The sequence below is a fragment of the Flavobacterium pectinovorum genome (assembly GCF_006438875.1).
Classification (GTDB): domain Bacteria; phylum Bacteroidota; class Bacteroidia; order Flavobacteriales; family Flavobacteriaceae; genus Flavobacterium; species Flavobacterium pectinovorum_A.
Genome location: NZ_RCZH01000005.1, coordinates 127,656 through 147,041, shown reverse-complemented (window position 1 = coordinate 147,041; position 19,386 = coordinate 127,656). Strand labels below are relative to the sequence as shown.

General features: G+C 33.5%; 20 protein-coding genes. 10 read left to right on the top strand and 10 right to left on the bottom strand.

Annotated elements, in window-relative coordinates; translation table 11 throughout:
- Nucleotides 1-98: 98 nt before the first annotated feature.
- From EAH81_RS08840 to EAH81_RS08825, 4 genes are all read left to right on the top strand, one after another.
- Nucleotides 99-1,877 (top strand): ABC transporter ATP-binding protein, encoded by a 1,779-nt coding sequence (locus EAH81_RS08840; protein WP_140506014.1) that lies wholly within the window; start codon nucleotides 99-101, stop codon nucleotides 1,875-1,877.
- A 69-nt stretch (nucleotides 1,878-1,946) separates the two neighbouring features.
- Nucleotides 1,947-2,315, top strand: coding sequence for a PUR family DNA/RNA-binding protein (locus tag EAH81_RS08835; protein ID WP_140506478.1), 369 nt, complete (start codon nucleotides 1,947-1,949; stop codon nucleotides 2,313-2,315).
- 150 nt (nucleotides 2,316-2,465) lie between these two features.
- Nucleotides 2,466-3,290, top strand: a complete 825-nt coding sequence (locus EAH81_RS08830) for an alpha/beta hydrolase (protein WP_140506012.1) — start codon at nucleotides 2,466-2,468, stop codon at nucleotides 3,288-3,290.
- 21 nt (nucleotides 3,291-3,311) lie between these two features.
- A complete protein-coding gene (locus tag EAH81_RS08825) occupies nucleotides 3,312-3,857 on the top strand; it encodes an RBBP9/YdeN family alpha/beta hydrolase (RefSeq protein ID WP_140506010.1) in 546 nt (181 codons plus the stop codon).
- A 321-nt stretch (nucleotides 3,858-4,178) separates the two neighbouring features.
- On the opposite strand, the gene EAH81_RS08820 is transcribed toward EAH81_RS08825, so the two are convergent.
- The gene (locus tag EAH81_RS08820) at nucleotides 4,179-4,514 is read right to left on the bottom strand and encodes a tRNA-binding protein (RefSeq protein ID WP_140506008.1); all 336 of its coding nucleotides are present in this window, start codon (nucleotides 4,512-4,514) and stop codon (nucleotides 4,179-4,181) included.
- Nucleotides 4,515-4,647: 133 nt separating this feature from the next.
- Between EAH81_RS08820 and EAH81_RS08815 the strand changes: the two genes are divergently transcribed.
- The 3 genes from EAH81_RS08815 to EAH81_RS08805 all read left to right on the top strand — a co-directional run bounded on the left by EAH81_RS08815 (nucleotide 4,648) and on the right by EAH81_RS08805 (nucleotide 7,392).
- Nucleotides 4,648-5,541: an alpha/beta fold hydrolase gene (locus tag EAH81_RS08815; RefSeq protein WP_140506006.1), complete on the top strand. Its 894-nt coding sequence runs from the start codon at nucleotides 4,648-4,650 to the stop codon at nucleotides 5,539-5,541.
- Nucleotides 5,542-6,020: 479 nt separating this feature from the next.
- Nucleotides 6,021-6,578 carry a thioredoxin family protein gene (locus tag EAH81_RS08810; protein WP_140506004.1) on the top strand — a complete coding sequence of 186 codons (558 nt, stop codon included), beginning with the start codon at nucleotides 6,021-6,023 and terminating at the stop codon, nucleotides 6,576-6,578.
- Between the two features lie 418 nt (nucleotides 6,579-6,996).
- Nucleotides 6,997-7,392, top strand: a complete 396-nt coding sequence (locus EAH81_RS08805) for a GreA/GreB family elongation factor (protein ID WP_140506002.1) — start codon at nucleotides 6,997-6,999, stop codon at nucleotides 7,390-7,392.
- A 113-nt stretch (nucleotides 7,393-7,505) separates the two neighbouring features.
- Here EAH81_RS08805 and EAH81_RS08800 read toward each other — a convergent pair whose 3' ends face one another.
- From EAH81_RS08800 to EAH81_RS08765, 8 genes are all read right to left on the bottom strand, one after another.
- The gene (locus EAH81_RS08800; protein WP_140506000.1) at nucleotides 7,506-7,817 is read right to left on the bottom strand and encodes a cytochrome c; all 312 of its coding nucleotides are present in this window, start codon (nucleotides 7,815-7,817) and stop codon (nucleotides 7,506-7,508) included.
- A 96-nt stretch (nucleotides 7,818-7,913) separates the two neighbouring features.
- On the bottom strand, nucleotides 7,914-8,846 hold the full coding sequence (locus EAH81_RS08795) for a peptidylprolyl isomerase (RefSeq protein WP_140505998.1): 933 nt from the start codon (nucleotides 8,844-8,846) through the stop codon (nucleotides 7,914-7,916).
- A gap of 60 nt (nucleotides 8,847-8,906) precedes the next feature.
- Nucleotides 8,907-10,043, bottom strand: a complete 1,137-nt coding sequence (locus EAH81_RS08790; RefSeq protein ID WP_241676542.1) for an MFS transporter — start codon at nucleotides 10,041-10,043, stop codon at nucleotides 8,907-8,909.
- A 142-nt stretch (nucleotides 10,044-10,185) separates the two neighbouring features.
- Complete coding sequence (locus EAH81_RS08785) at nucleotides 10,186-10,536, bottom strand: cupin domain-containing protein (protein ID WP_140505994.1); 351 nt, start codon at nucleotides 10,534-10,536, stop codon at nucleotides 10,186-10,188.
- A 44-nt stretch (nucleotides 10,537-10,580) separates the two neighbouring features.
- Nucleotides 10,581-11,453 carry a sugar phosphate isomerase/epimerase family protein gene (locus tag EAH81_RS08780; protein WP_140505992.1) on the bottom strand — a complete coding sequence of 291 codons (873 nt, stop codon included), beginning with the start codon at nucleotides 11,451-11,453 and terminating at the stop codon, nucleotides 10,581-10,583.
- Nucleotides 11,454-11,513: 60 nt separating this feature from the next.
- A complete protein-coding gene (locus tag EAH81_RS08775; RefSeq protein ID WP_241676541.1) occupies nucleotides 11,514-12,041 on the bottom strand; it encodes an NADPH-dependent FMN reductase in 528 nt (175 codons plus the stop codon).
- A 6-nt stretch (nucleotides 12,042-12,047) separates the two neighbouring features.
- A complete protein-coding gene (locus tag EAH81_RS08770) occupies nucleotides 12,048-12,995 on the bottom strand; it encodes a Zn-dependent protease (RefSeq protein WP_241676540.1) in 948 nt (315 codons plus the stop codon).
- A gap of 430 nt (nucleotides 12,996-13,425) precedes the next feature.
- Entirely contained in the window at nucleotides 13,426-13,890 is a 465-nt protein-coding gene (locus EAH81_RS08765) for a nuclear transport factor 2 family protein (RefSeq protein WP_140505988.1), read from the bottom strand.
- A 222-nt stretch (nucleotides 13,891-14,112) separates the two neighbouring features.
- Between EAH81_RS08765 and trmD the strand changes: the two genes are divergently transcribed.
- Both trmD and rplS read left to right on the top strand, forming a co-directional pair.
- Entirely contained in the window at nucleotides 14,113-14,787 is a 675-nt protein-coding gene (trmD, locus tag EAH81_RS08760; RefSeq protein ID WP_059116141.1) for a tRNA (guanosine(37)-N1)-methyltransferase TrmD, read from the top strand.
- A 223-nt stretch (nucleotides 14,788-15,010) separates the two neighbouring features.
- Complete coding sequence (rplS, locus tag EAH81_RS08755) at nucleotides 15,011-15,361, top strand: 50S ribosomal protein L19 (RefSeq protein WP_007804248.1); 351 nt, start codon at nucleotides 15,011-15,013, stop codon at nucleotides 15,359-15,361.
- 844 nt (nucleotides 15,362-16,205) lie between these two features.
- Here rplS and EAH81_RS08750 read toward each other — a convergent pair.
- Nucleotides 16,206-16,616, bottom strand: coding sequence for a helix-turn-helix domain-containing protein (locus EAH81_RS08750; RefSeq protein ID WP_140505986.1), 411 nt, complete (start codon nucleotides 16,614-16,616; stop codon nucleotides 16,206-16,208).
- A 401-nt stretch (nucleotides 16,617-17,017) separates the two neighbouring features.
- Between EAH81_RS08750 and EAH81_RS08745 the strand changes: the two genes are divergently transcribed.
- Nucleotides 17,018-19,240: an NADP-dependent isocitrate dehydrogenase gene (locus tag EAH81_RS08745; protein WP_140505984.1), complete on the top strand. Its 2,223-nt coding sequence runs from the start codon at nucleotides 17,018-17,020 to the stop codon at nucleotides 19,238-19,240.
- The last annotated feature ends 146 nt before the right edge of the window (nucleotides 19,241-19,386 follow it).

The following is a 19,386-nucleotide window of genomic DNA, read 5'->3' as shown; positions in this document are numbered from 1 at the left end:
AACAATCGTTTTGTTTTGATTAAATTACACTTTCCGTTAATTTTAATTCATATAAATTTGTAAAATCAAAACATTTCATCATTGAATCTCTTAAAAAAATGAAAGAATTAAGCTATTTAAACAAATATTTCATCAAATATAAATATAGTTTCTCCTTAGGAATTTTAATCACCATAATCGCACAAATATTCTCTTTATTTACTCCAAAGCTTATTAGCAAGTCTTTAAACGCTATCGAAAGGTTTGATAAACTGCCAAAAGCAGATCAGGCATCGCAACTAATTATCGATACCTATCGTCAAGGTTTAATTCATAACGTACTGCTAATCATAGCTACTACAATCGTAGCAGGTTTTCTGACTTTTTTAATGCGCCAGACTTTAATCGTAATGTCACGTCACATTGAGTTTGATTTAAAAAATGAAGTTTTTAAACAATATGAAAACCTTTCACAGAATTTCTACAAACAAAATCGTACGGGAGATTTAATGAACCGAATCAGCGAAGACGTTTCTAAGGTTCGTATGTATGTTGGTCCGGCAGTTATGTACACTATCAATACCTTTATCCGTTTTGCTATTGTCATCATATATATGTATAATGTTTCGCCATTATTGACTTTATATACGATCTTGCCATTGCCAATTTTGTCTTATTGTATTTTTAAACTGAGTTCAGAAATCAATAAACGAAGCACCACTTTTCAGCAATATTTATCAAAAGTATCCAGTTTTTCGCAGGAAATATTTTCAGGAATCCGTGTTATAAAAGCCTATTCTTTAGAGGACCAACATCAGAATAATATGGTGGCTCTTGCCGATGAAAGTAAAAAGAAGAGTTTAGATTTAGCCAAAGTACAATCGCTATTTGGTCCATTGATGATTGCCTTAATCGGAATCAGTAACCTGGTGGTTATTTATTTTGGAGGCGTTATGTACATCAACGGAACGATTGCCAATATTGGTACAATTGCAGAATTCATTTTATATGTAAACATGCTTACGTGGCCTGTAGCTTCATTAGGATGGGTTTCATCAATGGTTCAGGAAGCAGAAGCCTCTCAGAAACGTTTGAATGAATTTTTAAAAATTGAACCCGAAATTAAAAACAACAACGAAAATTCATCAGACATTCAAGGCTCAATTGCTTTTGAAAATGTAAGTTATATCTATGAAGATACCAATATTGAAGCTTTGAAAAATGTGACTTTCATTGTGAAAAAAGGAGAAACATTGGCAATTCTGGGGAAAACAGGTTCCGGAAAATCAACAATATTATCTTTGATTTCCCGTTTATATGATGTTACCGAAGGAAGAATCACAATTGACCAAAATGAAATAAGTACTTTAAACTTAAATGACTTAAGAAACAACATTGGAATTGTGCCGCAAGATGCTTTTTTATTCTCGGATACCATTAAAAACAACATCAAATTTGGAAATCAAAATGCAACTGACGAAGAAGTAGAAGAAGCTGCAAAAAGCGCTGTGGTTCATGACAATATCATTGCTTTCAATAAACAATATGACACCATTTTAGGAGAAAGAGGTATTACACTTTCCGGCGGACAAAAGCAGCGTGTATCTATTGCGCGTGCGATTATTAAAAACCCGGCTATTTTACTTTTTGACGATTGCCTGTCTGCTGTAGATACTGAAACTGAAGAGACGATTTTGAATAATTTATTTGAAATTTGTAAAGATAAAACTACAATAATAGTAAGTCATCGTGTTTCATCGGCTAAGAATGCCGATAAAATAATCATTTTAGAAGACGGCAGAATCATTCAACAAGGCTCTCATAATCAATTAATAAATCAGGAAGGCTATTATTCATCGTTATATTTAAAACAACTTTCGGAAAAAGAATCACTTTAAATGTTGCGTAATAGATAATTTTTTATGATTTTTGAGTACTATTAATTCCAAAAAATGATAGAACGTATTATGAGAGAAAATGACATGTTAGAAAAAGAAGAGATTTTTTCTAAAGTATTACGAGCAGGAAGAAGAACTTATTTCTTTGATGTGAGAGCTACTAAAGCTGACGATTATTATATCACGATTACCGAAAGTAAAAAATTTACTGAAGAAGATGGTTCTTTTCATTTTAAAAAACACAAAATTTACTTGTACAAAGAAGATTTTAGTGCTTTTGCCGAAATACTAGAAGAAATGACTTCATACGTCTTGAACCACAAAGGCGAAGAAGTAATTTCTGAAAGACACCAAAAAGATTTCAAAAAAGAATACGGTTCTGATAAGCCCGACGCACCAAGAACTAGTTTTACCGATATTGATTTTGACGATATTTAGTCGAAAATAACTTTTTTAAAAGTACAAGTCCAATATGTCCTGCATTTTGGACTTTTTTTATATATAAATTTATTATTTTAGATTGCAGAGTTTAGATTTTAGATTTTTTAAACGCTCTAAAACCAAATGATAATAATTCAAGATTTTAAAATGAAAAAAATAACTCTTTTACTTTGTTTTCTATTTATCGGAATTTCATCTTTTGCCCAAAAAACAGAATATGAAACGAAAACCAATACTCAATATTATAACGCAGCAACCAATAAATCTGACAGTTACATTAACGAAAATTGTGTTCTGGATATTTATTACCCAAAAAACACTAAAAACTTCGCTACAATAGTTTGGTTTCACGGCGGTGGATTAACTGGTGGAAGCAAAGAAATTCCCGAGGCTTTAAAAAATAAAGGTTTTGCCATCATTGGCGTTAACTACAGATTATCGCCAAAAGTAAAAGCCGAAAAAGCCATTGAAGACGCTGCTGCTGCGGTTGCATGGGCTTTTAATAACATTGCTTCTTATGGAGGCGATACATCCTTAATTTTCATCTCAGGACATTCTGCGGGCGGATATTTAACTTCGATGATTGGTCTTGATAAAAAATGGCTGCAAAAAGAAGGAATCGATGCTAATAAAATTGCAGGATTAATTCCGTTTAGCGGGCAATGTATTACGCATTTTGAAATTAGAAAAGAAAATGGTATTCCGGATACTACACCAACAATTGATGCTTTTGCTCCTTTATTTTACGTTCGCGCGGATGCTCCGCCACTTTTATTAATTACAGGAGATCGTGAATTGGAAATGTTGGGACGTTACGAAGAAAACGCTTATATGGCACGCATGATGAAGCTGGTTGGTCATAAACAAACCAAACTTTATGAGTTAGATGGTTATGGACACGGAATGACTGAACCAGGTTTTCCGTTGCTCGTAAACGAAGTAAACCGAATTATAAAAGAACATAAAAAATAATCTCAAATACAATCCACGGCAATGGAAACAAACTTATTAATATTACCCGGACTTGGAAATTCCGGCGTTAAACACTGGCAAACCTTTTGGCATAAAAAATTCAAAAACTCCATACGCTTGGTTCAGCACAATTGGGACGAACCTGTTCGCGAAGAATGGATTGAACGCTTAAACGAGGAAATTTCTAAACTTGATCGCCCAACTATTTTGGTCGCACACAGCTTAGCAGTTTCATTAGTACAACATTGGGCAGTATCAAATACAAACAAAAATATTGTAGGCGCATTATTGGTGGCTCCTGCCGATGTAGATTCACCAGAACATACTCCGGAATCTGTTCGGAATTTTTCTCCTATGCCAATTTCAAAATTACCTTTTCCGTCAATTGTTGTCGCAAGCGAAAATGATCCTTACGCTTCTTTCGAAAGAAAACAATATTTTGCAGAAAAATGGGGAAGTGATTTTGTAAATGTCGGTCAACAAGGTCACATCAACTCTGACTCAGATTTAAAATATTGGGAAGAAGGACAAGTGATATTACAGCAGTTAATTGAGAAAATTTCTTAGTTTTTCAGTCGCGGTCTTCAGTCTCAGTTTTCAGTCTGGACTTTAATTAACCGTAAAGTCCGCAAAGGTTTTACGCAAAGTAAAGCTTTGTCGAGTAGTTTTTTAGCTCGCAGATTTGGCAGATTGAGCAGATTTTTTTCTATATGTTTTAAAATTGATCTGCTCAATCTGCCAAATCTGCGAGAAAATTCAACTTCAAAGTTTTGAAAATCTTATTAACAACAAAATCTGTGGCAAAAACTGTAAACTGAGACTGAGACTGAGACTGAGACTGAGACTGAGACTGAGACTGAGACTGAGACTGTAAACTGCGACTAAAAACTATCCAATTCTAAGCCCGTTTTCTATTTTAAAATCAGGAGCTAATAAAATAACATCTCCCTCCTTGCCTATTGCGCCAAGAACAAGACATTCGCTCATAAATTTTCCAATTTGTTTTTTAGGAAAATTTACTACTGATATAATTTGACGATTTAATAAATCTTCTTTTTTGTAATGTACAGTGATTTGTGCCGATGATTTTCGGATTCCAATTTCGGCACCAAAATCAATCGTAAGCTGATAGGCAGGTTTTCTTGCTTCGGGAAAATCATTTACTTCTATAATGGTTCCGACACGCATATCGGTTCTTTCAAATTCATTCCAGGTTAAATCCATTTTTATTTCAATATTTATTCATTCACAAACCTATAAATTTTGTAATTATTACCACTAATTCTATAACCTTTTTTTTAGTCCAGCTTTTAATTTTACTTATCAGATAATTAAGCTAATACTAAAAAATATAGATATGGAAAATAGTCTTCTTAATACCGACCACTCTCTTAGAGATTTTGATTTTGATATTCATGAACAAAATACAGATAAATATATACTAACCGACAAAAACGTAAGACTGTATGTAAAGGATTACGGAAAAGGAAAACCAGTAATTTTAATTCATGGATGGCCACTTTCTAACGAAATGTGGGAATATCAAATTGATTTTCTAGTTCAGAACAATTATCGTGTTATTGCTTATGACCGCCGCGGATTTGGTAAATCATCGCAGCCTTATGACGGATATGATTATGATACTTTGACTGACGATTTAAAAGAAATTATCGAACAGCTTCAATTAGAAAATGCAACTCTTGTTGGGTTCTCGATGGGCGGTGGCGAAGTTGTACGTTATTTTAGCCGTTATGGCGGAAAGGGCGTTACAAAAGCGGCGCTAATTTCATCTGTCGTTCCTTTTTTATTACAAACCAATGATAATCCTGACGGACATCCAAAAGAAAAAAGCGAAAATACAGCCAGCGCGATCACAGAAGACCGAATAGGATTTGTAGATAATTTTGGTAAAACCTTTTTCGGCATAAATATTATCAACAGACCAATAAGCACTCCATTATTAGAATATTACAGAACGTTGTGTTCCTTTGCTTCGCCTCGTGCTACTTTAAAATGTGCCGAATCTTTTTCGTTTACTGATTTTAGAGAAGAATTGGATTTTATAAAAGTGCCGACATTAATAATCCATGGCGACGATGACAAAATTGTTCCTATTGAACTGACTTCCAAAAAAGCATCAAAAGCAATCCGAGAAAATACATATATAGTTTATGAAGGTGCACCACACGGTTTATTTTACACTCATAAAGACAAATTAAACAAAGACTTATTAGAGTTTTTGAATGCCTAACAATCTAAAAAATGCACAGATTACATTAATTATAAAGATTTTTTTGCTTTACAAATGAACAAATTATAATCTATGAATTCCGATAACTATTGGGCAATGTCATTAAGTTAAGCTTTTTTGAATTATAATTTTTCTCGCAAAGTCAAAAAGCTTAAATACAATATTGTCAATTTCGACGAAGGAGAAATCTCCGCAAGTAACTCCGTAACGAGAATCCAATCTTTGTCGAGCTACTCGCGGAGATTTCTCCTTCGTCGAAATTGACAAAACCTTTTCGATTTTCTGTCTTTGCTAGGGATTTACTCACCATAGTCCCGAAGCTTCGGGGATAAATTTTCCTTAACTTAATGACATTGAGCTATCGGGAGTAACAAAAAAGCGAAATTCTCCCAGAAAACAGATAGCCAATAATAATTACCCCTGTACGCTTTCTTTTACAGAATTTTAAGGCTATTTTTGAAGAACTTATTTTTGTAAAAATGGCACGTACACCTTCAAATATGATTCCGCTGGGGACAATTGCTCCGGGATTTAAATTAAAAGATACTAATTCGAATAATGAAGAATATTCGTTTGAAGATTTAAAAGGATCGAAAGGTACACTTGTAATTTTCATGTGTAATCATTGCCCATTTGTGCTTCATGTTATTAAGGAAATTGTAATGATTGCCAATGATTATCGCGTTCAGGGAATTGGTGTTGTTGCAATTTCGAGCAATGATATTGTAAAATATCCGCAAGATTCTCCAGAGATGATGACGGAATTTGCTTTTCAGAATAAAATAGATTTCCCTTATTTATTCGACGAAAGTCAGGAAGTCGCCAAAGCTTATGAAGCTGCCTGTACTCCGGATTTTTATTTATTTGATAGTCAGGATCGACTGTTTTACCATGGTCAGTTGGATGATTCAAGACCTGGAAACGGAATTCCGTTAAGCGGAAGTGATCTTCGAAGTGCGATAGATGCGCTGATTTACAACAGAAGTTTGAACGAAATTCAAAAGCCAAGTATTGGCTGTAGTATCAAATGGAAATAAAGATTTTAGGTTTTCCGAAAACTTTTCCTATCTTTGCAGATCAATAAATATTCTCATTGTGAGCACTATAAACTTATTTACAGCGATACTCTTGTTGTTTTCCTTAAAAAGAAAACCGCTTACTGCTGTATTTATTTCACATAGTAAGGCCTTTATTAATTAGGCCTCCGTCTATTCCAATTTCTTCTTTCAGGCGGAGGATTTATACCACGATTTAATCACCTATTTTATTTGAAAGAGTAAATCCTCTCTCAAATAATTTTCTGGTTTTTCAAATTAAAATTTCCAAAACATAGTTTTATTTCCAATTGCAAATGTGCAACTTAGGAAATGATTATGCTTTTGTCAGCCTGTAAAAAAATCGCTCAAAAACACTAGTTATCAATAAATTAAATAATTAATAATAATAAATATCATTATGAAACCAACACCTACCTTCTGTAAAACAGATTATCAGTTTTTAAGAGAATTGATATTAAAAAGTAAAAATTCAACAAATACTAAAGAAGCCAATCAGCTTTCTCAAGAATTAGATCGCGCCGTTATAAGTAAAGAAAGTGAATTAACTAATTCCATCGTAAGAATCAATTCTTATGTTACTATCGAAGATGTAAAAGTTAAGAAACAAATGAAAATTCAGATTGTGCTGCCTTCATTTGCGGACGTAAAAGAGGGAAAAATATCGATTCTGGCACCTTTAAGCGTAGCCATTATTGGCTTTAAGGAAAATGATGAAGTTGATTGGGAAATGCCTTCCGGAATAAAGACATTAAAGATAATTGCGGTAAATAATGCCGCCATCAACAATCTGTAATTTTTTAAACACCTCACTTGTGAAGGTGTTTTTTTATGTTCTATTTTAAATAAAAAAACTATCCAATAAATTTTACTGAATAGTTTAATTGAATCTGTAATAACAACTTCTTATTACAATTGAGAAGTTATATAATTTGATATTGAAGCCATTTGAGTATCATCTAACTTCGCTTTTTTCTGCATTTTTACTAAAATTGGTTTCCAATCTTCCTGACTAAACTTCTTTGGGTCAAATAATTTATGACATCTTGCACAACTGTTTTCGTACAAGTTTTTACCTTCTGCCAATTCAGGCGTTAATGTTGTAGTTTTTGCAGCCTCAGTTACAACTGGAGTTGCCGGAGTAGCCGGTACTGATTTTTTAGTACCGCATGAAACTAAAAGCAACACTACAGCAGTCAGGATTAAGATTTTTGTTTTCATTGTTTTACTTATTTTTTAAGTAAATATAAAAAAATCCCATACACCGCAGCATATGGGATTATTATTTAAAACAATACTAAATTGTAATTAAAAATCTTATTTAACCTCCATTAATTCAACGTCAAAAATCAAAGTTGCATTTGGTGGAATAACTCCTCCTGCACCTGCAGCTCCATACCCTAAATCAGATGGAATTACAAAACGAGCTTTATCTCCAACTTGCAATAAAGCAATACCTTCATCCCAACCTTCGATAACCTGACCTTGACCTAATCTAAATTCGATTGGTTTTTTACGTGGGTAAGAAGAATCAAAAACTTTTCCGTTTTCTAAAGATCCTTCGTAATGAACTGCTACTGTTTTACCAGCTTCTGCTCTTTTACCGTCTCCTTTTTGAATCATTTTGTAACGTAAACCGCTATCCGTTTTATCAAAACCAGCAGCCAATTGTTCCATTTTAGCTTCAGATTCTGCTTTTAAAGCTGCATCTCTTTTTAGACGGGCACCTTTTAAACCAATAAAAGCTTCGATAGCATTAAATTTTTCTGCTTCTTCACCTACTCTGATGATTTCTACATTATCAAGAGAATCACCTTGAGCAACTGCATCAACGATATCCTGACCTTCGATTACGTGACCAAAAACAGTATGTTTTCCGTCTAACCAAGAAGTTGGAACGTGAGTGATGTAAAATTGAGAACCATTAGTTGCAGGTCCTGAATTTGCCATTGCCAGAACTCCTGGACGATCGTGTTTTAAACTTGGGTGAAATTCATCATCAAATTTATATCCTGGATCACCAGTTCCTGTTCCTTTTGGACATCCACCTTGTATCATAAAATCAGGAATAACTCTATGGAATGTTAATCCGTCATAGAATTTTTGTCCCTGAGGTTTTACTTTATTTTCCATATTTCCTTCTGCAAGAGCTACAAAATTCCCTACGGTTCCCGGTGTTAAATCGTGTGTTAGTTTTACTAAAATCGAACCTTTACTAGTGTTGAATTTAGCGTATATTCCGTTTTCCATTGTTGTTATTTTTAATTTGATTGCAAATTTACAAATTAATTTTATATCAATTTGTGCTTTCTATTTTTTAGACTTTGATTTATAAGTAAGACCGTAAACTACAAATGAGAGTAATGACAAACCAACACATCCGATTGTTACAGCGTGCCACCCGCCAAGTTTCCATAATAATAACCCATAAGCAGATCCTGCTGCTGTTCCTAAAAAGCTAAACGACATAAATACGGTATTTAATCTGTTTCTCGCTTCTGGAAGCAACGAATAAACTCGGGTTTGGTTTGAAATGTGAACTCCCTGAATTCCTACGTCAATAAATACAATTCCGATCGCGATTCCGATGACACTTTCTATTGAGAAATAAAATATTATAAAACTAATTAATATCAATAAACAGCCATAACCAACTGTTACTCTTGAACCTCCTTTATCTCCCAACTTCCCAACCAAAGGCGCCGCTAAAGCTCCCGAAGCACCTACAATACCAAACAAACCAATTGTCGCGCTGCTATAATGAAAAGGTTCTCCTGAAAGCAATAAAACCATAGTAACCCAAAAGGCACCGAATTGTGCAAAACTAAATACGTTAATCATCGTAGCTTCACGTAAAATGGGTTGTGTTTTTATAAGTGTAAAAAGGGATTTAATTAATTGACCATAAGTTCCTTGAAACTGAGGTTTATTAACGGGGAATTTATTTTGGATCACAAAAAAGATCAATAAACAAATTCCGGCTGCGATATAAAACATCGATCTCCATCCAAGAATCTGACCAATAAATCCGCTTAAAGTTCTGGAAAGTAAAATTCCGACTAATAAACCGCTCATGATGGTTCCAATAACTTTTCCTCGTTGTTCAGGTGTACTTAACGAAGCTGCCAATGGCAAAATAAGTTGCGGAACAATTGAAGTAATTCCGATCAATAAAGAGGCAATTTGCAAAAGAAAAAAACTTTTTGCCGTAGCTGCAATAATTAAGGCAATTACAGAGGCAAAAGTGGTCATTAAAATTTGCTTTTTACGTTCGATTTTGTCGCCTAACGGAACCATAAAAAACAATCCAATTGCGTAACCGGCTTGCGTTAGATACGTTATTGTACCCGCATCGGCTTCAGGAATCTTAAATTCGTTGGCAATTAAAACAATTAAGGGTTGGCAGTAATACAGATTTGCAACTATAAGTCCAGTGCAAGCTGCCATAAATAAGACATTCGTTTTGGATAAATTCATTTTGCAAAAATACCAATCTAATCTTTACCAAAACTTTAAAAAATCTATAAATTTTTCAAATTCAGGAACCAATCAGACATTTTTATTAGAGATTATACTGATTTTTAAAATCTTACGATTGCATAAAATCTTCTCGAATTGGACTAAAAACATCTGTTAAAAGTCCGCTTTCTAAACAAACAACGCCATGAATCGCGTGTGGCGGAATATAAAAACTATCGCCTTCTTTTAATGTTTGTGTAATACCACTGATCGTAACATCAAATTTACCACTGGAAATGTAAGTTACCTGTGAATGATAATGCTCATGCAAAACACCAATTCCGCCTTTTTCAAAATGAACATTAACCAACATCACGCGATCGTCGTACGCCATAATTTTGCGTTTGATTCCTTCGCCAACAACTTCCCATTCCAGTTCATCTCCTTTTATAAATTCCTTGCTTGTTCCGAAACTTTTCATATCTGTTTTTAATTGTATTATACTATTTTAAGATGAGTTTGTTTCTAAATCAAATTTTTAGAAATAAAATCGCAACTTACTTTAATTGATTCCAAAGGATTAGGATTGTAATTATTCTCCTGCTCTACAAAAAAATGTTTCATTCCGGATAGTTTCGCTTCCTTAAAAATAGTTTTGAAATCAACAGAACCTGAACCAATTTCAGTATTTAAAGCTGCATTTTTCTTATCCATATCTTTAACGTGCCACATTTTAAAACGTCCCGGATTTTCTGCAAACAATTTAAGAGGATCATTTCCTGAGCGAACCACCCAGTATAAATCCAACTCAAAATGAACTAAATCTTTATCAGTTTCTTTTAATAGAATTTCATAACCTGTGATTCCGTCATGCTTTTGAAATTCAAAATCATGATTGTGATACGCTAATTTCAAACCTGCATTTACACAGGCTTTACCAGCCTGATTTAACCGATTGGCAATTATTTTATAATCGGCAATATTTTTTCTAAGCGGTTCATCAATCCACGGAACGGTTAAATACTCGCTGTTCAAAATCTTTGCAGCTTCAATAGCCGCAAGCAGTTCAGTTGTATTTCCGTCTGCTAAAAAGCTTCCAAGATTATAATGTCCGCTAACAGCTTTTAGACCGTTTTGGTCTAATATTTTCTTTAATTCGATCGGAGATAATCCCCAAAACTGATCTTTTATGGAAAAACCATACGTCTCAACAGTCGTAAATCCGGCAGCGGCTACTTTTTCTAAAGTTGTTTTTACATCCTTAGGAAGTTCATCCCGCAAAGTGTACAATTGCAAACCTATTTCTTTTTTATTCATGGTAAATGCTAATGATGGCAAAGCCAAAACTGCCGTTGCAGCCAGACTGGTGTTTATTATGAAGTTTCTTCTTGTAACCATTTTGCTTTGAAAATTTGAAAAGTAAATCTAATCTTTTAATTAAAAACTTATACTAAAGTACTAAAATTGTCTTTCAAAATTATTTATAAAAAGCTGAAGTGCAATTTCCGTTTCTTCATGAATTATTTTCCCTTCATCATTAATTTTTCCGCGAATACCTTGTATCAAAAGCTGAGTATCAGTATCCAATTTTGCTTCTAATGTTTTCATTATCAAATTCAATTGCTCATGTGCCATTTCGCCCGAAGCCGAAGCAGTGATTAATCCCGTCTTTTTATTCGAAAAAATAGTCGTCGAAACACACCATTCTAAAGCATTTTTTAAACTTCCGGGTAAACTGAAAACATATTCAGGTGTACAAATGATAACACCATCAGCTTCAATAATTTTATTTCTAAAAACTTCAACGTGCTTTGGCGGATTCTCTGTATCTAAATCCGGACTAAAATGAGGAATTTCAGCCAAATCTTCAAAAATTTCGACTTCAAAATCTCCTTTTATATGTTCTGAAATATATTTTAAGATTTTATAATTGCTGGAATTCTTTCTTGTGCTGCCTGTTATGGCAAGTATTTTTATTTTTTTCATTTCCATTTACTGAATAACTTTAATATCCTTTTTCATCAAATCAAATTCGTCATTTAAGTCATTCTTTTTAAAATATTTTTCTAAATCAATTAATCTTTTTTTATTGTCATATGCTATACAGGAATTCAATTTTCTCTGACAAACAGAACATAATCTTATCGAATGCCTGTCGGTTTCTTCCATACTATTAGTACCATTCATAACACAATTTGCATTCGTACAATGATGAAGACCAAACATATGCCCGATTTCATGGGAGCTTATTTTAAGCAATCTTGATAAACATAGATTAAAATTTTCAGATGTTAATTCCCCATCCTGTAATCTGTAAATTGAACTCACGCCAACTTTATCACGATAAGAAGCCAAACCAAAAACATAATTCCATTCTGGCTTAGGATATAAATCCAATTCTGAAAGCCCCATTAAAGCAATTCTATTTAAATGCTCTTCTTCTTTTAAAACATCATTTAAAAGATAACCAGCCAATAACTGCTCATGACTATACATCATTCTTCTGGCAGAATTTGGAACTACATCATTAGAGATTGGTTCCAAAGTTTTTGTTTTTAATTGAAAGTAAATTTCTAAATATTCATTGGCAAGCTGAATTTGTCTCTTTTGCAAAACATTAAAATTTCCAATAGGACGGATATAAATAATATTAGCATCCTTTGTTGGAACAGTATGCTTAGACCTAAAATACTGCTCAAAAGTTTGTCCTTTTTCCTTACGAGAAAACAACCAATCTCCATAAACAGGTTCAGCCAATTTAATGTCATTACTTTTGATTTGCTTAAAATATGGCACTTCTTCAGGAATTTCTTTTGGTTGCTCTTTTGTAATTACTTTCATTTTTTCTTTGTTACAGGAACAAAATATTATAAAAATAAGAATAGCTATTTTTCTCATATACTTTTCGTTAAATATATTCAAAAAAATAGCTGTTTTCATTTTCTATTTGGTTTTCTTATCAAATATTTTTTGACCTTTTAATTGAAAGAAAGTAATTAGAAAAATCCGTTTTTATCAGCGTTTTCGCTTTAGCGAATCAGTAAAATCAGCGTCTAATTTTGACGCGGATAAAAACAGATTTACTTTGTAAAAACGCGGATAAAAACGGATTTGATCTGCAATAATTTTATTTTTTAAAAGCTTAACTTAATGACATTGTCCCATTGGGACGTTTGAGAAATTGTATCTGTAATCTGTATATGTTTTTACCAATTATTATTTATAAAATCAATCGTTCCTACGGAACTTGAAAAAACGCCATATTTATTGGGCTACCAATGAAATGTTCCGATGGAACAAAACAAATTGTTCCATCGGATTTTTCCCTAACTAATGACATTGTTCTATGGAACTACAACTGGTATGATTTCTATTTCTTACTCGTATCTGCTTCAAAATTATCAAAATACGTAAAATCTTTGGTGATTAATCCGTTCTCGATCGTGAAAACAGTACAGATAGGTAATTCTAATTTTGAATTATCCGGCGCAGTTCCTGTTGAAACAAATTCTACAATTATATTCTTTTCTCCCGATGGATAAATCTGGATAATTTTATCATGCAAATCCGGGAAAATCTTATTTAACTCCGCATATTTATCTTCCGTTTGTTTGCGGGTTTGTTTTACGATTCCTTTTCCGAAAGAAGGATCTTTAAAGTCAGCCGTTTCGATATACATTTCCGACATCTTTTTCCAATCATGATTATTAAAATGATCGAAGTATTGCTTTACCAATTTTTCATTTTGAGCAGTATCCTCAATTTTTGGTTGATTTTGGTTGTTACAGGAAATAAACATAAAAACTGCAACTGCGATTGTTATTAGTTTTCTCATCTTATTTTGATTTTAAATTATTCTAAAATGATTTAAATATAATAAAAATTAGTGTACGAATCCCAATACAAAATACTATATCAAACTGATTTTAAACAAATTAAAAAACAAAAAATTCCGTTTCAAACATTCTTAGAAAAGCAATTATTTCAATTTTAAAATCTTAAAATTCTCAAATATTAACTTTGTATCTTTGCCGCTTAGAACTATTGAAGAAAAAAAATGCGAATTGACATTATAACGATTTTACCGGAATTATTAAAGAGTCCATTTGAGGCTTCGATTATGAAACGTGCTATAGACAAAGGTCTTGTAGAAGTTCATTTTCATAATTTACGCGATTATACTACGAATAAACAAAAAAGTGTCGACGATTATCCGTTTGGAGGAGGCGCCGGAATGGTTATGACAGTTCAGCCAATTGATGCTTGCATTACGCATTTGAAAAGCGAACGCGAATATGACGAAATCATCTATATGTCACCTGACGGAGAAACGCTGAATCAAAAAATGGCCAATACAATGTCGATGTATGAAAACATTATCATTTTATGCGGACATTATAAAGGTGTAGATCAGCGTGTTCGTGATCATTTTATTACCAAAGAAATTTCGATTGGTGATTACGTTTTATCAGGCGGAGAATTAGGCGCTTTAGTTTTATCTGATGCTTTGATTCGTTTAATTCCAGGTGTTTTAAGCGACGAAACTTCAGCATTGACAGATAGTTTTCAGGATAATTTACTTTCAGGACCTATATATACAAGACCTGCAGATTATAAAGGATGGAAAGTTCCGGAGGTTTTAACCAGCGGACATTTCGCCAAAATTGACAAATGGCGTGAGGATATGGCGTATGAACATACAAAGAACAGACGTCCGGATCTTCTCGAGTAAAAGTTTTCAGTCTCAGTCCCAGTTTTCAGTGAATTTGATTGCGGTTAATACTGAGACTGCGACTGAAACTGCGACTAACACTCTTTTTATCAGATACTTAAAATAATTTACAATTCATAATTTATAATTCATAATTATTTTCTACATTTGCACCCAAATTAGACCAACCTCTGGCGAGATCCGTGAATGTTGCTCTATACAAAAACCATAATTACAAGATATCATGGCAGATTTAATGAAATTCGTTCAAACCGAATTAGTTGCTAAAAAAGATTTCCCTGTTTTCGGAGCTGGAGATACTATCACAGTTTTCTACGAAATTAAAGAGGGTGAAAAAACAAGAACTCAGTTTTTCAAAGGAGTTGTTATTCAAAGAAGAGGTTCTGGTAACACAGAAACTTTTACTATCCGTAAAATGTCAGGTGCAATTGGAGTTGAGCGTATCTTCCCAGTAAACTTACCAGCTTTACAGAAAATTGAAATCAACAAAAAAGGAGCTGTACGTAGAGCTAGAATTTTCTACTTCAGAGAACTTACTGGTAAAAAAGCTAAGATTAAAGATAAAAGAAGATAATCATTTATCTCTTTGTTATAAAAAAGCTCGTTTCATTTATTTGAAACGAGTTTTTTTTGTGTCTGTTTTTTTTTAAAAAAAAATATCTTGAATTTAGTTTATGCCAAACCCAACAGGTTTCTTAAAGGTTTTGTCATTTCGATTTCTATAATAATACCAAATCTTTTTCAGGAGCTAATCCCGCTATTCGTTTCAATCTTTTGCTCCATTTCATTACACAAAAGGATTTCCTCCCGAAGCTTCGGGACTATCGGGGCTAGGGCAATCATTTTCATAACAATATTTTCGTTTAGTTTTGGCTTTCTTGCTCTGTCAAATAGAACTGTGGATACCTTTGTCAAAGTTTAAAACTTTGACAAAGGTTTACGTTATCTAATATTCGCAATCTTGTCATAAATGACAAGATTGAGTAGTCAACAACAATTTGTTCCATCGGAACATCTCATCGGTAGAAAAAAAATAGATCGTGAAAAATATCGTCCTGTAAGGACGTTTGACAAATTGTGTGTCTAATCTGTATGTGTTTTTGATGTCATTATTTATAAAATCAAACGTTCCTACGGAACGTAAAAAACGCCGTATTTATTTGGCTACCGATGAGATGTTCCGATGGAACAAAAAACCGTAAAAACAGATGTCTTAAATAATGAAATTGATTTATTTTCTAATAAACAAAAATTTCTTCTTCTACGGTTTTGCGTGAGGGATAGAAGTGGAAAGCCCACAGCCTGACGAAGGAAGTGCGAGGACTTGAAACGGATAGCCCGGCCCGGAGGGACACGCCCAAAATAAAAAAACCAACACTCATAAAGCATCGGTTTGTATTTTAATGAAAATTGGTATTCTATTTATTTAATAGTTTTTCCAAATATTCGATTTTGTCTTTTTCGGATTGTAATAAACGTTCGTAAAGCTTTTCTTTTTCATGGAAAGTTTCAATTAATTTATCCAATGGATTAAAAGTACAATGATTATTTGCAAAATTACCATTATTGACACTGTTATCATGGAAACTATTAAAATAACTAATCATATTTTCTTCTGAAAAATTTTTAATTGCTTCTGGTGTTACACAAAGTGCTTTTGCAACTTCTGCAAGTTTTTGTTCATCTATAGTTTCACTATTTTCTAAAGCAGATATAGCTTGTTGATTTGTTCCTAAAGCTTGTGCCAAAGCTTCCTGTTTCATATCACGAAGTTCACGAATACGGCTAATTTTTCGCCCTATATGATTTGGTTTTGTTAGTGTGCTCATAATTCAAAGATAACGATTAAGGGTAATAATAAACAACAGGTAAAAAACATATTAAACAATGTATCTCACATTTGTTATATGTCTATTGCATTTTAGCCAAAAATACAACTTTTCAGACAAAAACTATCAAAGGTTAAACGGATTTCTACGACTTCTGATGTTTTCCTTTTTAGGAACCTTTGACTTTTAACTTTGATTCATCAAAACCGTAATTTTTTAATATCAAAATCATCGATTTAGCAATTTAATGAGTCCGAAATAACAATCTGATAATTTCGGCATTTCTCACGAAAACTACACCGTTTTCGGAGTGTTTTTATTATATTTGCTCCGCTCATTCTGAGCCGACTATACCTTTACATCGCTTAATCTCGGCGATACGATTATAAAAAAAAAAAAAAATGACACAGAATTCAAAAATTTATTACACCTTAACTGATGAGGCGCCATTGTTAGCGACTTATTCTTTTTTACCTATTGTTCAAGCATTTACTGCTACTGCTGGTATTGCTATTGAAACGAGAGACATCTCTTTAGCAGGTAGAATTTTATCGAATTTTCCTGAGCTTTTAACCGATGCTCAAAAAACTGGAGATGCTTTGGCTGAATTAGGTCAATTAGCGACACAACCTGAAGCTAACATCATCAAATTACCAAACATTTCAGCATCTGTACCGCAATTAAAAGCTGCTATTGCTGAGTTGCAATCTCATGGTTACAAAATCCCTAACTTCCCTGAAGATCCACAGAATGATGCCGAAAAAGAAATTAAAGCAAAATATGCTAAAGTTTTAGGTTCTGCTGTAAATCCTGTTTTACGTGAAGGTAACTCTGATCGTAGAGCGCCAAGAGCTGTTAAGAATTTTGCAAAAGCAAATCCGCATTCAATGGGTGCTTGGTCTGCTGATTCAAAAACTAAAGTTGCTTCAATGCCAAACGGTGATTTCTACGGAAGTGAAAAATCGCTTACTGTTGCAGAAGCAAATGATGTAAAAATCGAATTTGTTGCAAAAGATGGCACAACAACTGTTCTTAAAGCAAGTACTCCGCTTAAAGCTGGTGAGATAATTGACAGTTCTGTGTTGAGTGTAAAAAAATTAAAATCTTTTGCTGCTGATGCAATTGCAGATGCTAAAAAAGAAGGACTTTTACTTTCTGTGCATTTAAAAGCTACAATGATGAAGGTTTCAGATCCAATTATCTTTGGCGCTATCGTTGAAGTTTATTTTGCTGATCTTTTCAAAAAATATGAAACTTTATTTGCTGAATTAAATATTGATACAAGAAACGGTTTAGGTGATATCTATGCAAAAATTGCAGGAAGACCTGAGCAAGCAGAAGTTGAAGCTGACATTACTAAAGCGATCGAAAACGGACCAGCCTTGGCAATGGTTAATTCTGATAAAGGAATTACAAACTTACACGTTCCATCTGATGTTATTGTTGATGCTTCTATGCCGGCAATGATTCGTACTTCTGGACAGATGTACAATAAAGAAGGAAAACAACAAGATACAATCGCTGTTATTCCGGATCGTGCTTATTCTGGAATTTATACTGCAACGATCGATTTCTGTAAAAAACACGGTGCTTTTGATCCTAAAACAATGGGAAGTGTTCCTAACGTAGGTTTGATGGCTCAAAAAGCTGAAGAATATGGATCTCACGACAAAACTTTCCAAATTCAAGGAGACGGAGTTGTTCGTGTAGTTGATAATAAAGGAGCTGTTTTAATGGAGCAAAACGTTGAAGCTCATGACATTTTTAGAATGTGTCAGGCAAAAGACGCTCCTATTCAGGATTGGGTTAAACTGGCTGTAAACAGAGCTCGTTTATCTGATACTCCTGCTGTTTTCTGGTTAGACGAAAATAGAGCGCATGACAGAGAATTGATTGCAAAAGTTCAAAAATACTTGAAAGATTACAATACTGTAAACTTAGATATCCGTATCCTAAACCCAATTGCTGCTACTGAATTTACATTAGACAGAATCATCAAAGGTTTAGACACGATCTCTGTAACAGGAAACGTTTTACGTGATTATTTAACTGACTTATTCCCAATTTTAGAATTAGGAACTTCGGCTAAAATGTTATCAATCGTTCCGTTAATGAATGGTGGTGGATTGTTCGAAACTGGTGCTGGAGGTTCTGCTCCAAAACACGTTGAGCAATTTACTGAAGAAGGTTATTTACGTTGGGATTCATTAGGAGAATTTTTGGCTCTTGGTGCTTCTTTAGAGCATTTAGGACAAACTTTAGACAACTCTAAAGCAATTGTTTTATCTGAAACTCTTGACGAAGCTAACGATAAATTCCTGGCAAACGATAAATCTCCAGCTCGTAAAATAGGTCAAATTGACAACCGTGGTTCTCACTTTTACCTTGCTTTCTATTGGGCACAAGCTTTGGCAGCTCAAAATAAAGATGCTGAATTGAAAGCTATCTTTACTCCAATTGCTGCTGAATTTGCTGCAAATGAAGCTAAAATCGATGCCGAATTAATTGGTGCACAAGGAAAACCTCAAACTCTTGGTGGTTATTACCAACCAACTCCTGAGTTAGTAAGCAAAGCAATGCGTCCAAGTGCAACTTTCAACTCGATTCTTGCTGAAATAAAATAATACAAAGACAATTTGATAAAGACGCACTGCTGTGCGTCTCTACAGAAATATAAAAAAGACAACTTTACGGTTGTCTTTTTTTTGTTTTAAACCAAAAACTCTGAACCTCTGTATCTTTGAACCTTTGAACCTTTAAAAAAGAAATT

Coding starts and splice junctions, on each gene's coding strand:
- EAH81_RS08840 (WP_140506014.1), top strand. CDS start 99: ATGAAAGAATTAAGCTATTTAAACAAATATTTCATCAAATATAAATAT.
- EAH81_RS08835 (WP_140506478.1), top strand. CDS start 1,947: ATGAGAGAAAATGACATGTTAGAAAAAGAAGAGATTTTTTCTAAAGTA.
- EAH81_RS08830 (WP_140506012.1), top strand. CDS start 2,466: ATGAAAAAAATAACTCTTTTACTTTGTTTTCTATTTATCGGAATTTCA.
- EAH81_RS08825 (WP_140506010.1), top strand. CDS start 3,312: ATGGAAACAAACTTATTAATATTACCCGGACTTGGAAATTCCGGCGTT.
- EAH81_RS08820 (WP_140506008.1), bottom strand. CDS start 4,514: ATGGATTTAACCTGGAATGAATTTGAAAGAACCGATATGCGTGTCGGA.
- EAH81_RS08815 (WP_140506006.1), top strand. CDS start 4,648: ATGGAAAATAGTCTTCTTAATACCGACCACTCTCTTAGAGATTTTGAT.
- EAH81_RS08810 (WP_140506004.1), top strand. CDS start 6,021: ATGGCACGTACACCTTCAAATATGATTCCGCTGGGGACAATTGCTCCG.
- EAH81_RS08805 (WP_140506002.1), top strand. CDS start 6,997: ATGAAACCAACACCTACCTTCTGTAAAACAGATTATCAGTTTTTAAGA.
- EAH81_RS08800 (WP_140506000.1), bottom strand. CDS start 7,817: ATGAAAACAAAAATCTTAATCCTGACTGCTGTAGTGTTGCTTTTAGTT.
- EAH81_RS08795 (WP_140505998.1), bottom strand. CDS start 8,846: ATGGAAAACGGAATATACGCTAAATTCAACACTAGTAAAGGTTCGATT.
- EAH81_RS08790 (WP_241676542.1), bottom strand. CDS start 10,043: ATGGCAGCTTGCACTGGACTTATAGTTGCAAATCTGTATTACTGCCAA.
- EAH81_RS08785 (WP_140505994.1), bottom strand. CDS start 10,536: ATGAAAAGTTTCGGAACAAGCAAGGAATTTATAAAAGGAGATGAACTG.
- EAH81_RS08780 (WP_140505992.1), bottom strand. CDS start 11,453: ATGGTTACAAGAAGAAACTTCATAATAAACACCAGTCTGGCTGCAACG.
- EAH81_RS08775 (WP_241676541.1), bottom strand. CDS start 12,041: ATGAAAAAAATAAAAATACTTGCCATAACAGGCAGCACAAGAAAGAAT.
- EAH81_RS08770 (WP_241676540.1), bottom strand. CDS start 12,995: ATGAAAACAGCTATTTTTTTGAATATATTTAACGAAAAGTATATGAGA.
- EAH81_RS08765 (WP_140505988.1), bottom strand. CDS start 13,890: ATGAGAAAACTAATAACAATCGCAGTTGCAGTTTTTATGTTTATTTCC.
- trmD (WP_059116141.1), top strand. CDS start 14,113: ATGCGAATTGACATTATAACGATTTTACCGGAATTATTAAAGAGTCCA.
- rplS (WP_007804248.1), top strand. CDS start 15,011: ATGGCAGATTTAATGAAATTCGTTCAAACCGAATTAGTTGCTAAAAAA.
- EAH81_RS08750 (WP_140505986.1), bottom strand. CDS start 16,616: ATGAGCACACTAACAAAACCAAATCATATAGGGCGAAAAATTAGCCGT.
- EAH81_RS08745 (WP_140505984.1), top strand. CDS start 17,018: ATGACACAGAATTCAAAAATTTATTACACCTTAACTGATGAGGCGCCA.